12 protein-coding genes and 1 other RNA gene are annotated in these 14,017 nt (G+C 44.8%); 4 read left to right on the top strand and 9 right to left on the bottom strand.

Going from position 1 to position 14,017, the window contains the following annotated elements:
- Positions 1-17: 17 nt before the first annotated feature.
- Both pepP and AAY47_RS05610 read right to left on the bottom strand, forming a co-directional pair.
- Positions 18-1,334 (bottom strand): Xaa-Pro aminopeptidase, encoded by a 1,317-nt coding sequence (pepP, locus tag AAY47_RS05615; protein ID WP_047767733.1) that lies wholly within the window; start codon positions 1,332-1,334, stop codon positions 18-20.
- 82 nt (positions 1,335-1,416) lie between these two features.
- Positions 1,417-1,992, bottom strand: coding sequence for a YecA family protein (locus AAY47_RS05610; protein WP_047767731.1), 576 nt, complete (start codon positions 1,990-1,992; stop codon positions 1,417-1,419).
- A 398-nt stretch (positions 1,993-2,390) separates the two neighbouring features.
- On the opposite strand from AAY47_RS05610, the gene zapA reads away from it, so the two are divergent.
- The 3 genes from zapA (at position 2,391) to AAY47_RS05595 (ending at position 3,678) form a co-directional block, all read left to right on the top strand.
- Positions 2,391-2,696 carry a cell division protein ZapA gene (gene zapA, locus AAY47_RS05605; RefSeq protein ID WP_047767729.1) on the top strand — a complete coding sequence of 102 codons (306 nt, stop codon included), beginning with the start codon at positions 2,391-2,393 and terminating at the stop codon, positions 2,694-2,696.
- A gap of 147 nt (positions 2,697-2,843) precedes the next feature.
- Positions 2,844-3,027: non-coding RNA, 6S RNA (gene ssrS, locus AAY47_RS20455), on the top strand.
- Positions 3,028-3,081: 54 nt separating this feature from the next.
- Positions 3,082-3,678: a 5-formyltetrahydrofolate cyclo-ligase gene (locus tag AAY47_RS05595; protein ID WP_047767727.1), complete on the top strand. Its 597-nt coding sequence runs from the start codon at positions 3,082-3,084 to the stop codon at positions 3,676-3,678.
- 97 nt (positions 3,679-3,775) lie between these two features.
- Here AAY47_RS05595 and serA read toward each other — a convergent pair whose 3' ends face one another.
- Together serA and rpiA are read right to left on the bottom strand one after the other, a co-directional pair.
- Positions 3,776-5,017, bottom strand: a complete 1,242-nt coding sequence (gene serA, locus AAY47_RS05590) for a phosphoglycerate dehydrogenase (protein WP_047767725.1) — start codon at positions 5,015-5,017, stop codon at positions 3,776-3,778.
- 270 nt (positions 5,018-5,287) lie between these two features.
- Complete coding sequence (gene rpiA / locus AAY47_RS05585; RefSeq protein ID WP_047767723.1) at positions 5,288-5,947, bottom strand: ribose-5-phosphate isomerase RpiA; 660 nt, start codon at positions 5,945-5,947, stop codon at positions 5,288-5,290.
- Positions 5,948-6,110: 163 nt separating this feature from the next.
- Between rpiA and AAY47_RS05580 the strand changes: the two genes are divergently transcribed.
- Positions 6,111-7,016 carry a LysR family transcriptional regulator ArgP gene (locus tag AAY47_RS05580; protein ID WP_047767721.1) on the top strand — a complete coding sequence of 302 codons (906 nt, stop codon included), beginning with the start codon at positions 6,111-6,113 and terminating at the stop codon, positions 7,014-7,016.
- On the opposite strand, the gene AAY47_RS05575 is transcribed toward AAY47_RS05580, so the two are convergent.
- The 5 genes from AAY47_RS05575 to lpdA form a co-directional block, all read right to left on the bottom strand.
- Positions 7,013-7,747 (bottom strand): oxidative stress defense protein, encoded by a 735-nt coding sequence (locus AAY47_RS05575; RefSeq protein WP_047767719.1) that lies wholly within the window; start codon positions 7,745-7,747, stop codon positions 7,013-7,015. The genes AAY47_RS05580 and AAY47_RS05575 overlap by 4 nt on opposite strands.
- A gap of 155 nt (positions 7,748-7,902) precedes the next feature.
- Entirely contained in the window at positions 7,903-8,775 is an 873-nt protein-coding gene (mscS, locus tag AAY47_RS05570) for a small-conductance mechanosensitive channel MscS (RefSeq protein WP_047767717.1), read from the bottom strand.
- Between the two features lie 205 nt (positions 8,776-8,980).
- A complete protein-coding gene (locus AAY47_RS05565; protein ID WP_047767715.1) occupies positions 8,981-9,352 on the bottom strand; it encodes a YacL family protein in 372 nt (123 codons plus the stop codon).
- A gap of 193 nt (positions 9,353-9,545) precedes the next feature.
- Complete coding sequence (gene acnB, locus AAY47_RS05560; RefSeq protein WP_047767713.1) at positions 9,546-12,143, bottom strand: bifunctional aconitate hydratase 2/2-methylisocitrate dehydratase; 2,598 nt, start codon at positions 12,141-12,143, stop codon at positions 9,546-9,548.
- Between the two features lie 389 nt (positions 12,144-12,532).
- Positions 12,533-13,960: a dihydrolipoyl dehydrogenase gene (gene lpdA / locus AAY47_RS05555; RefSeq protein ID WP_161803395.1), complete on the bottom strand. Its 1,428-nt coding sequence runs from the start codon at positions 13,958-13,960 to the stop codon at positions 12,533-12,535.
- Between the last annotated feature and the right edge of the window lie 57 nt (positions 13,961-14,017).

The following is a 14,017-nucleotide window of genomic DNA, read 5'->3' as shown; positions in this document are numbered from 1 at the left end:
TCCTGATCACGTTAACCTTAACTGTGCTTTGCCTGTACCATCAGAGCTTCTATCTCATCGGGATCTTTCACGACAGACTCAGTCAGGTTTTCATTTCCTGTTTCTGTTATCACAATGTCATCTTCAATACGAATACCGATACCCCGGTATTCCGGCGGGACATCCGCATCGGGTGCAATGTAAAGTCCAGGTTCTACAGTCAGCACCATGCCAGGTTCCAGAATACGATCGCGGTCAACACCGTAATCGCCGACATCATGTACATCCAGCCCCAACCAGTGACTTAAACCATGCATGAAAAATTGACGGTAAGCATTGGTTTCGATCAATTGTTCGACTTCACCATGCATAATTCCCAATTTTACCAACCCTTTCACCATGATGCGTACGACTTGTCCGGTAACTTCGCTTATGCTGGTCCCCGGCTTATATAGCTCAAGGGAAAAATTAATAGCTTCCAGCACAATATCGTAGATTTCACGTTGAGGGCGCGTAAACTGGCCATTTACCGGAAATGTCCGCGTAATGTCACCTGCATATCCCTGATATTCACATCCCGCATCGATCAACACCAAATCACCCGCTTTCATACGGCGTTCATTTTCAGTGTAATGCAGGATACAGGCATTATCTCCCGCGCCAACAATGGTGTTATAAGCAGGGTAACGTGCGCCTTGACGGGTAAATTCATAGTGGATTTCAGCTTCAAGCTGATATTCAAACATACCAGGGCGGCAAGCCTGCATCGCCCTGATATGCGCCTGTGCGCTGATTTCCCCGGCTTTGCGCAGGGTTTCTAATTCAGCGTCTGATTTAAACAGACGCATTTCGTGCAGCCACGGGCGCCAGTCTGCGATGACCGTTGGCGCTTTGAAGTTACGGCGGCTGTTTTTGCGCAATTTATCTAAAGCACTAAAAAAGAGGTTATCCGCGTATTCAAATTCGCCCTGAGCGTGATAAACCACTTCCAAGCCATTCAACAATAAATAGAGTTGTTCATCGAGATCGCCAAATGGCAAGGCACGATCCACCCCCAATTTTTCCAGTGCAGCGCCTTGTCCAAGACGACGACCAAACCAAATTTCCGCCGTCAAATCGCGAACACGATTAAATAACACACTGTGATTGTGGGTCTCATCGCTTTTGATCAGTATCAGAACCGCTTCCGGTTCACTGAAACCGGTCAGATACAGAAAATCACTGTTCTGACGGTAGGGATATTCACTATCTGAATTACGTGTCGCAAGCGGGGCCGAAAAAATGATAGCCGCACTGGCCGGGGCCATTTTTGACAATAATGCCTGACGACGGGATAAATATTCTTGTTTAGTCATACCCTCTCCTGCAATTCCATATTATTAGTTGGTATACCCCTTATCTTCCAAGGCTTGAAATTTATAGGGTGAATACCGCCAATCAGTGCAATGTTGGTTTTTCATTTTTTGCACTGCCTACGGTTTTAGGTGTCGCAAACGCGATATAACAGAGTTGAACCGCAACACGGACATATTCCAGTACTTCTTCAAGGGCTTGAGATAGCTCTTCCTGATCTTCGTTTTCGTCATAGCCCAACATGCCGATGTTACGTAAATCGGTGATAATCTCCTGAATTTCTGGATTTTCTGTCAATTTAGGATTGGCTACGCCCAATCCGAGCAGAAAGTGGTTGACCCATCCCGACAACGCTTCTGCGCATTCAAAAACTCCCGCCTCTTCATCAGGAAGCAACAGATGGAACGAGAAACTACTGTCATCCAGCAATTCAAACGTCGTTTCGTACAATTCCTTCAGCGGCAGAGCCAAAACCTGAGAAAATGCCAGTCCATCATTCGCAAGATCATGCACCAGTGTCTGCCAACTACTCTCGTGATTTCCACTGCATAGTAACCCACTGATTAAGCCATGTATTTCTGCGGCGGTCAGGGCAACGGACTGTTGATGCAAAATTTCATCAAATGATTGATAATTAGGTAATGAGTTTTGTATAGACATGTATATTGATCATCGTTGGCGATATAAGTTCATGCTATGCTACCATCAAGGGGAGTCGCTATACCAGACAGCACACACCGATATATCCCCAATCGATTTCGAGATGCCGCGTTGATAGCAAGGGCACGAATCCCCAAAACATAGATACTTTATATCTATAATTCATTGACTGGGATAAGTGAACATTGCCCAAAAACAGCGGCTTGAAGATGAAGGGAAGAAAAAGGGGCTTTTGGTATTGTACGGTAATGATTGGTGTCGGCCTTGTTTTATACCATAATTTACTTTATACCCAATAGATTTCAGATTACAGCTCTGGCAACAAAGCCGCAATTTGAGAAATAAGGGATATATATCAACATCAAGGTATCGGCACAATAATAAATCAGGAAGGTGTCATGTCTGCACAACCAGTAGATATTCAGATTTTTGGGCGGTCATTACGTGTCAATTGTCCAACAGAGCAGGTTGAAGCGTTGCAAGCTGCTGCTGAGGAACTTGACCAGCGTTTGCATAACCTTAAAGAACGCACCAGAGTCACTAACACTGAGCAACTGGTTTTTATTGTGGCACTGAATGTCTGTCACGAGTTGGCACAGGAGAAGATGAAAACCCGTGACTATGCTTACAATATGGAACAAAAAATAAAAATGCTCCAGCAATCCATTGAAAAGGCACTGTTAGAGCAAGGTAAAGTGACCTGATACTCCAGTCGTCAACTTAATCTTGTTGATAAATCAGGCAGTAGTCACTATAGATTAATATAAGCAGTTGCTTTCTTCGTTTAGTTCCATACAATAGGCTTCATAGCATTGCTTAAAGCCTATTTAGTTGGTTTAAGCAGCAAAAAATTTTCTCTGAGGTGTTCGTGAGCAGGGAAGTCCCCTGAGCCGATATTTCATCTCTATAGAATGTGGTGCTACGTTTCTTGTGAGCATGCTTGGTCAGACCAAGAAGCCTAATAGCAACGACGCTACGTTCACCTTGAACCAAGGGTTCAAGGGTTACCACCTGTAACGGCATCTTGGAGAACTTCTCATTCTTTATCTGTTTTGTATCCTTTGCTGTGTTAATTAACAGGCAGGTATCATGCAATCAGATCCCTCTTTTTCTCTGCGCAATTCCATTAGAAAAAAAATTCGGCAGCTACGGCAAAATCTATCCCCTGAACAACAATCGCAATTTGCTCAACAAGCCGTTAAACAGGCTATAGCGCACCCTAAAATCCAGCAAGCTGATAAAATTGCCCTCTATCTCTCCTTTGATGGAGAATTAGATACGCGTCTGCTAATTCAACAATTTTGGCAGCAAAACAAACAGGTCTATTTGCCAATATTGCATCCTTTCAGCCGCAATCACCTGCTGTTTCTCCGTTATTGCGCCGATATGCCTCTTATTCGTAATCGCTTTAATATCGAAGAGCCTCAGTTGGATGTTCGGCAGGTTTTACCCATCGCTGAACTTGATGTCATGTTTATTCCTTTGGTCGCTTTCGATTGTACAGGGCAACGCTTAGGGATGGGGGGGGGATTCTACGATAGGACTCTCGCAAAATGGCAACAACAGAATTTTTATCCGATTGGATTAGCCCACAATTTTCAGTTAGTTGAGAAACTACCCAGTGCGAGTTGGGATATTCCTCTGCCAGAGATCATGACCCCAGAAAAAGTATGGCGATGGATATGAACGACGATTCTACTCAGTGATTAACAGGAGCTATTGTGTCTTCAATAGCCCCTGACTTTCTAATCAATCACGATCCTTGTTAACGAGCAATCATATCTCAGTAAAGCAAGCGAGAACGGATCGTGCCCGGCAAGTCCTTCAGTTTCTGCAAGACCAATTCAGCCTGAGCTGGATTCTCCGTCGTGATATCAATTACTACATAACCAATGCCGCTGTCAGTCCGCAGATATTGAGCATCAATATTGATTTCTTGCTCAGTGAACACTTGGTTAATACTGGTCAAGATACCCGGGCGGTTTTCATGGATATGCAGTAATCGGTTCGTATCCTTGGCATGAACAGGGAGCGAGACTTCGGGAAAATTGACCGCTGATAATGTCGAACCATTATCAGAATATTTGACCAGTTTACCAGAAACTTCATAACCGATATTTTGCTGGGCCTCTTGTGTCGATCCCCCAATATGTGGCGTCAGCAGTACGTTATCAAACTGGCTCAATGGTGAGATAAAGGGATCATTGTTTGTTGCGGGTTCATGAGGAAAAACGTCAATCGCGGCACCAGAAAGATGCCCGATTTCCAACGCATTGCTGAGGGCTTCAATATCAATTACCGTACCCCGTGATGCGTTGATCAGAATTGAACCTGGTTTCATCAATTCCATTTCTGCTGCGCCAATCATATTTTTGGTTGAAGCAGTTTCGGGAACATGTAGGCTCACAACATCACTCATATTCAATAATTCAGACAAATGATGAACTTGCTGTGCATTACCTAATGGCAATTTATTTTCAATATCATAGAAATAGACATTCAGGCCAATATTTTCCGCCAAAATGCCAAGCTGTGTACCAATATGCCCGTAACCGATAATGCCTAATTTTTTTCCGCGCGCTTCGTAGCAACCTTTTGCTTGCTTATCCCATACCCCATTGTGGGCTTTGGCATTCGCCTCAGGAATACGGCGTAACAGCAGCAACAGTTCACCCAATACCATTTCAGCGACCGAACGCGTATTGGAAAAAGGCGCATTAAATACCGGAATACCGCGCTTTGCCGCCGCTTTCAGGTCAACCTGATTAGTGCCAATACAAAAACACCCAACTGCAACCAGTTTTTCCGCTGCGGCGAAAATCTCTTCGGTCAATTGGGTGCGGGAACGAATACCGACAAATCGGGCATCACGGATCGCGGCTTTCAATTCTTCCGGTTCTAATGCCCCTTTGTGATATTCAATATTGCTGTACCCTGCCGCTTTCAGGCTATCTACTGCGCTTTGGTGAACGCCTTCCAGCAGCAGAAATTTAATTTTGTCCTTTTCTAAAGATACCTTAACCATTTGCCCGCCCTAGTTGTACTTACTTTCATAATGCATATCGACGCCACCAAAATAACAAAAAAAACAGTAACGGCAATACAATCGATTGCTTATATCACAGAATAAGCAACAGTAAATAAGTTGTTATGCAAAGTAAAATAATTCGTTACGGGATAAAGGCAGAGTTTTGCGGTTTTTTTAGACATAAAAGTGATATATATCACTAAATTTTCTGTTTTGAATAAAAATAAAAATATTTTGAGAGCAGATTATTCTGCCCTCAATAAATGCTTATTCAGTGAGCGTCTTAACGCCATCCGCAGTCCCTACCAGTACTACGTTTGCTCCCCGGTTAGCAAAAAGGCCCACTGTCACCACGCCAGCGATCCCATTGATCTTATTTTCTAACGCAATGGGATCAACAATCGAGAGGTTGTGAACATCCAGAATATGATTACCATTGTCAGTGACTACGTTTTCACGATAAACCGGTGTTCCGCCCAATTTCACCAGCTCACGAGCCACATAAGCCCGTGCCATTGGGATGACTTCAACTGGCAGAGGGAATTTGCCTAACACATCGACTTGCTTAGACGAATCAATAATACAGATAAATTTCTTCGCACCCGCCGCGATGATTTTTTCTCTGGTCAACGCTGCACCGCCGCCTTTGATCATCTGCATTTGACCATTAATTTCATCAGCACCATCAACGTAAATATCCAAAGCGTCAACCTCATTGCAGTCAAACACAGGAATACCGAGACTTTTCAATTTCTCAGTCGATGCGTCTGAACTTGACACAGTACCTTCAATTTTATCTTTGATAGTGCCTAACGCATCAATAAAATGCGCGGCGGTAGAACCTGTACCCACACCGACAATTGTACCTGGTTTAACGTATTCCAATGCCGCCCAACCTACTGCTTTTTTCAGTTCGTCCTGAGTCATATTGATCACAGCCTATAATCAGTTACAAGGAAAAATCTGACGTCTAGTATAAACAATATTGGCTCACCTCATGAAAAAATATGGCATAGTGCTGGTTAGGCCACATAATGGTTTTTATTGAGCTGTAACACAAAAAGTGCAAACACGGAGAATCTTATTTTCAATGAAACGTCCTGATTACCGATCATTGCAAGCATTAGACGCAGTGATCAAAGAACGTGGTTTCGAGCGGGCAGCGCAAAAACTTTGTATTACTCAATCAGCGGTATCCCAGAGAATCAAGCAATTAGAAAATATGTTTGGTCAGCCACTATTGGTACGCACTGTTCCTCCCCACCCGACAGAGCAAGGGCAAAAGTTGCTTGCGCTATTACATCAGGTGGAAATGCTGGAAGCACAATGGCTGGGTGATGAAAATAGTAATGAGATCCCGTTATTGCTTTCCCTTGCTGTTAATGCAGACAGCCTGGCAACGTGGCTTTTACCGGCTCTCCATCCGGTTTTGTCTGATCTACCTATTCGGTTAAATATTCAAGTAGAAGATGAAACCCGTACTCAGGAGCGTTTACGGCGTGGTGAAGTCGTCGGGGCAATTAGTATTCAGTCTCAACCTCTGCCAAGCTGCTTAGTTGATAAATTAGGCGCTCTGGATTACCTGTTTGTCGCCTCTCCGGCGTTTGCAGACCGTTTTTTCCCGAATGGCGTCACGCGTTCAGCATTACTGAAAGCACCTGCGGTTGCATTTGACCATTTAGATGATATGCATCAAGCATTTTTACAACAGAATTTCGATTTATCGCCGGGAAGTGTGCCCTGCCATATCGTGAATTCTTCCGAAGCATTCGTTCAACTGGCAAAACAAAGTTCGACTTGTTGCATGATCCCACACTTGCAAATCGACAAAGAGCTAAAAGCCGGTGAGTTAGTCGATCTCACACCAGGGCTGTGCCAACGTCGTATGCTTTATTGGCATCGTTTTGCCCCTGAAAGCGGAACGATGAGAAAAGTCACTGACGCCCTGCTAAAACGAGGACGCCAGATGTTACGTCAGGAAGATGATGCTCATTAACGCTGTAATTCAAAAACGGCATCAACATGATCAGAAAACTCTATGCTCTGTGGTTCGTAAGTTTCGCTGGCAGAGCCAGAAGCGGGCGCTGCCAACAAATCAGCCTGGTATTTCAGACGACTCATTGGTATAGGCACAGCTTCAGGCGCACGATAATTAATGCTATACACAGGGCCTAACTTACTGTTGAACCCTTTTGCCAATGTCGTTGCCTGTTGAATGGCATTCTCGATGGCTTTTTGTCTGGCTTCATCGCGATAACGTTGCGGATTGTTGACACCAAACTGAACCGAGTTAATTTCATTCAGCCCTGCTTTCAGGGCACCATCCAATAAGGCATTCAGTTGCTCTAGCTTGTTAACTTGCACTTCAACTGAACGCGACGCCCGATAACCTGTAATACTTGATTTTCCACTCTTTTGTTCATATTGATATTCTGGCTGGGTGCGCAAATTAGCAGCATCAATATCTTTTTTTTCGATGCCACTGTTTTTCAGGAAATCAAAATATTTCGCCACTCGTTCATCGACTTTTTTCTTTGCTTCTGCCGCACCCTTTTGCGTTTCACTCACATGGATTACCAGAGTAGCCATATCTGGTGCCGCTTTAACTATCGCGTTACCAGAGGTGGAAATATGTGGAATAGAGAGTGAGTCAGCAGCGGAAGCTGTCATGCAAGGCAGGCTTCCTAAAGCCATCATTGCGGCCAATACCAGTGATCTACGTTTCACAAAACCTCCTAAAGTTACATGAATAAGGCGCTTTCAAAAACATTAGCACACTCTCTAGAGAGAAGTAATCTATAGAGAAAATTAGTAAAAATGAATGATTCTAATACATCATTAGGAAAGGTGATGTGAGAAATTCTCACACCACGATATCTTGATTATTCGTCCGTCTTCTTCTGTAAAACACCATTTTGCTGATGCAGATAAACATCCATTTGCGGGAATGGAATGCCGATATTGTGCCTATCCAAAGCACGCTTAAAGTTTTCCATCAAATCCCAATAGACGTTCCAGGCGTCACCATTGGTGGTCCACACACGCACAATAAAGTTCAATGATGAAGGTGCCATTTCATGCAGGCGAATAGTGACACCTTTTTCATGTTGAATGCGTTTATCTTCCTGAATCACATCATCCAACACTCTTTTCACTTCATCAATATCCGCATCATACGCAACACCTACCATAATTTGGGTACGGCGATCTGGTTCACGGCTGATATTGATAATATTGTCCGCGATAATCTTACCGTTAGGGATCACAATGATACGGCCATCTGCCGTGCGCAATGTTGTCGAGAAAATCTGTACTTGCATGACAGTTCCTTCCACGGCACCAATGCTGACATATTCGCCAGTACGCAGTGGGCGGAAAAGCACCAATAAAACACCGGCAGCAAAATTAGACAGTGAGCCTTGCAATGCCAGACCTACCGCTAAACCTGCGGCACCGATGACTGCAATCACAGAAGCAGTCTGAATACCCAATTTCCCAAGAACAGCAATAATCGTAAACGCGATGATGGCGTAACGAATAATCGCGGCCAGAAAATCAGAAATGGTGGCATCAATGCCACGTAGGGACATAACACGCTTAATGGCTTTATTAACCAACTTGGCAACAAATAAGCCAACGATAAGGATCAAAAAGGCAGATACGATGTTTACCACATACTGAATCAGTAGATCCTGATTGTTGGTAAACCAGTTTGCCGCTTTATCAATCTCATTTGACAGATTGATCTTTTCCATACAAAGCCCACCGTGATTGTTGGAGCCTATTTCCATTCAATGCCGTTATTCACAACGAACACGACTCGCAGAGATAGGCTCCCGTTCAAAAATAGCTTTTTGTCCAAAAACTTTGCGTTCAAAGAATAGAAAGCCACTATCACAACACAAGAATGTGTGGAATATAAATTATGGCAGAAAGCCTTCATGGCTTGAACACGGCCACTTATGTTTTATTTTTGTGCAAAATAAATTCTCTGTAGTCTCCCAACATCTTGATAAAATCATCTGTCCCACAAAAAGCCAGACTCTCGTTATCGTAGTAACTCATTCCTTCTTCTATAACCTCTGTATCAAATTGAAGTTGATTGGCCCTGATCATGATCTCATCTTCACTCATTAATAGCGTATATTCATGACCCGCCAACTGCCACTGGCGTTCACTCCCTTTAATCTCTTGCAAGGCCACAATGATTTTATCCAATACACGCAAATCGCCTTTCACTTCTTCATTCAACCAATGACCAATGGCTTCATGATCCATTGAAAAGGATGTTGTTACTTGGCCGGCAATATCCTGCATAAATTCATATTCCATCACATACCCCCTCACCTACTATTTTTACAGATGCCAAATAATTCCATTTGGATTTTAAACAGTTCTGCCATTTCCACCTCTGAAGCCGCCCACAAACTGAGACAAAAACTACTACGAAATTGTTATAAACCGATAGGCCGAAAAACAAAAAAAGGGGAAGCATTTGCTTCCCCATACATTGCAATATACTTTTTTATACTGCGGTTTGGAAGATCACGTCTTCCGCTTTCTCTGTGTATTGATTCAATTGATCAAAATTGAGGTAGCGATAAGTATCGGCCGCGCTTTCATCGACTTTATCCATGAACTGCAAATACTCTTCCGGCGTTGGCAAGCGCCCCAACAGTGAAGCGACAGCCGCCAACTCCGCCGAAGCTAGGTAAACATTGGCACCGGAACCTAAGCGGTTAGGGAAGTTACGGGTGGAAGTGGATACCACTGTTGCACCATCCGCCACACGTGCCTGATTCCCCATACACAATGAACACCCCGGGATCTCAATGCGTGCTCCGCTCTTGCCGAAAACACTGTAATAACCTTCTTCCGTTAATTGAGCAGCGTCCATCTTAGTCGGAGGAGCAACCCATAAGCGAGTCGGTAACTGGCCTTTATGCTGATCCAGTAATTTACCCGCCGCACGGAAATGACCAATATTCGTCATGCAAGAGCCAATGAATACTTCGTCAATTTTGCTGTTAGCCACATCAGATAACAGACGTGCATCATCGGGATCATTAGGTGCACATAAAATAGGCTCTTTAATGTCTACCAGATCGATCTCAATAACGGCTGCGTATTCAGCATCTGCATCCGCTGCCAACAATTGAGGATCATTCAGCCAGTTTTCCATACCGATAATACGGCGTTCCAATGTCCGGCGATCACCGTAACCTTCCGCAATCATCCATTTCAGCAAAACAATGTTCGATTGCAAGTATTCAATGATTGGCTCTTTATCCAGCTTGATAGTGCATCCTGCCGCAGAACGTTCGGCAGACGCATCAGCCAACTCGAATGCCTGTTCGACTTTGAGTTCAGGCAAACCTTCAATCTCAAGAATACGACCAGAGAAGATGTTTTTCTTGCCTTTCTTCTCGACGGTCAGCAAACCTTGCTGAATCGCATAATAAGGAATGGCATGAACCAGATCACGCAACGTGATTCCAGGCTGCATTTTTCCTTTAAAGCGAACCAGTACAGATTCTGGCATATCCAACGGCATGACGCCTGTTGCCGCAGCAAATGCCACCAAACCTGAACCCGCCGGGAAAGAAATACCAATCGGGAAACGGGTATGGGAATCTCCGCCTGTACCCACCGTATCCGGCAATAACATGCGGTTCAACCATGAGTGGATAATGCCATCTCCCGGACGCAACGATACGCCACCACGGTTCATAATGAAATCAGGCAAAGTATGGTGTGTCGTCACATCAACCGGTTTTGGATAGGCAGCCGTATGGCAGAATGATTGCATGACCAGATCCGCAGAGAAGCCCAGACAGGCCAAATCTTTCAATTCATCCCGCGTCATTGGTCCCGTGGTATCCTGAGAACCCACAGAAGTCATCTTAGGCTCACAATATTCCCCCGGACGGATACCACGTTTACCGCAGGCACGGCCAACCATTTTCTGTGCCAGTGAGAAGCCACGATCGCTTTTCGCAACCGCTTTTGCCTGACGGAATACATCACTGTGTGGTAAGCCCAGTGATTCTCGCGCCTTGCCAGTCAAACCACGACCGATAATCAATGGAATACGGCCACCGGCACGGACTTCATCGATCAATACATCGGTTTTCAGGGCAAAAGTAGCCAGTAATTTATTGGATTCGTGATGGCGGATTTCACCTTTATAGGGATAGATATCAATCACATCTCCCATATTCAGTTTGGAAACATCCACTTCGATGGGCAACGCCCCTGCATCTTCCATGGTGTTGAAGAAAATGGGGGCAATTTTTCCGCCCAAGACCACGCCGGCACCACGTTTATTTGGGACAAACGGAATATCTTCCCCCATAAACCACAATACGGAGTTCGTTGCCGATTTACGGGAAGAGCCTGTACCCACCACATCCCCAACGTAGGCCAATGGATAGCCTTTCTTGCTCAGGGCTTCGATTTGCTTAACCGGGCCTACGACACCGGCTTGATCAGGCTCAATACCTTCACGGGCATTCTTGAGCATTGCCAAAGCATGTAAGGGGATATCAGGGCGTGACCACGCATCAGGAGCAGGAGAAAGATCATCGGTGTTGGTTTCCCCCGTGACCTTAAAGACGGTAACGGTGATTTTTTCCGCTAATTCAGGACGCCCAAGGAACCATTTTGCATCTGCCCACGATTGCATAATCTGTTTGGCATGGACATTACCCGCTTTTACTTTTTCTTCCACATCGTAGAAGCTGTCGAACATCAGCAAAGTATGAGAAAGTGCTTTCGCCGCAATCGGAGCCAACTTTTCATCATCCAGGGCATCAATTAAAGCGTGGATATTATACCCACCCTGCATGGTTCCCAATAATTCAATGGCTTTTTCCTGTGTCACCAAAGGAGAATCAGTTTCCCCCTTAGCAACGGCAGCGAGGAAACCTGCTTTAACATAAGCAGCTTCATCTACACCAGGAGGGACACGATGGGTCAGTAAATCTACCAGGAAATCTTCTTCACCTTTAGGTGGGTTCTTCAGTAATTCGACCAGCGCTGCTGCTTGAGCTGCGTCTAACGGCCTAGGGACGATGCCTTGAGCTGCACGCTCGGCTACGTGCTTGCGGTATTCTTCTAGCACGACTTTCTCCTCGCTCTCATTGTCATTTTATATACCCGGCTGTCAGCACCCGCTAACGATCATTGAAAATGATCATCTAAAAACAATCACTAAGGGTGCAAGGTCAGAGGATTTTGCTCGCATAACATCAGAATTATGCCCAGATTCGGGCGTTTAGCATACCAAAATTTGAATAGCATGTTAATTCATTCACATAAAATCAACATTAAACCATAATAAAATTCTGGATAAATGAGTCTGGAGAGAGTATTAAAGTTTTTAATGCTATATGTTGTTATTTTGGCCTGAAAATTCCTTAACTTCTACTGCAACTATCTGTAAATAAAAACGGCTTTCCTGTTTGAAAGCCGTTTAAAATTTCTTTTTAACCTACTGCAAAATCTAAAGAATTATTTCTTTTTCTTTGCCTTAGGATTTGGCAAGTCAGTGATGCTGCCTTCGTAAATTTCCGCAGCCATGCCAATTGATTCGTACAGGGTTGGGTGAGCGTGGATAGTCAGAGCGATATCTTCTGCATCACAACCCATTTCGATAGCCAGACCGATTTCACCCAGCAGTTCACCGCCGTTAGTACCCACAATGGCACCACCTATAATACGGTTACTTTCTTTATCAAAAATCAGTTTAGTCATGCCATCTGAACAGTCAGAGGCAATTGCACGACCGGAGGCTGCCCATGGGAAAGTCGCAGTTTCGTAGCTAATGCCTTTTTCTTTCGCTTCTTTCTCGGTCAGGCCAACCCATGCCACTTCTGGCTCAGTGTAAGCAATGGATGGAATAACTTTTGGATCGAAGTAATGTTTCTTACCAGAAATAACTTCAGCAGCAACGTGACCTTCGTGAACACCTTTGTGTGCCAGCATTGGCTGACCAACGATATCACCGATAGCAAAGATGTGAGGCACGTTAGTGCGCATTTGTTTATCCACACGGATAAAGCCACGTTCATCAACTTCGACGCCCGCTTTGCCAGCATCGAGCAGTTTACCGTTCGGTACACGACCGATGGCAACCAGAACCGCATCATAACGCTGTGGCTCTGCCGGTGCTTTCTTACCTTCCATTGTTACGTAGATGCCATCTTCTTTCGCTTCTACTGCGGTCACTTTCGTTTCCAGCATCAAGTTGAACTTCTTGCTGATGCGTTTAGTGAACACTTTAACAACGTCTTTATCCGCCGCAGGGATCACCTGGTCGAACATTTCTACCACATCGATCTGAGAACCCAGAGCGTGGTAAACAGTCCCCATTTCCAGACCGATAATACCACCGCCCATCACTAACAGGCGTCCTGGAACGGTTTTCAGTTCCAATGCATCGGTAGAATCCCATACACGAGGATCATTATGTGGAATGAATGGTAGCTGAATTGGGCGTGAACCCGCTGCGATAATGGCATTCTCAAAATTAATCGTTGTTGCGCCGTTCTCGCCTTCGACCACCAGAGTGTTAGCGCCGGTGAATTTACCAACACCGTTAACAACGTTAACTTTACGGCCCTTAGCCATGCCGCCCAGACCCCCTGTCAACTGAGAAATAACTTTTTCTTTCCAGAGACGGATCTTATCAATATCAGTTTGCGGTTCACCAAACACGATACCATGCTGTGCCAGTGCTTTTGCTTCTTCAATCACTTTAGCAACATGCAGCAGAGCCTTAGATGGAATACAACCCACATTCAGGCAAACCCCCCCCAAAGTGGAGTAACGTTCAACCAGAACCGTATCCAATCCTAAGTCCGCACAACGGAAAGCAGCAGAATACCCTGCCGGGCCTGCTCCAAGCACCACTACCTGGGCTTTAATTTCAGTACTCATCATGACCTCTTAATTGTTTGTCCGGCGGGTCAGACGAAAAAAAAACCATATTCCACC

It is taken from the genome of Xenorhabdus griffiniae, from assembly GCF_001028135.1.
Lineage (GTDB): Bacteria > Pseudomonadota > Gammaproteobacteria > Enterobacterales > Enterobacteriaceae > Xenorhabdus > Xenorhabdus bakwenae.
The sequence above is the reverse complement of the archived record's forward strand: the minus strand, read 5'-3'. Positions and strand labels throughout refer to the sequence as shown.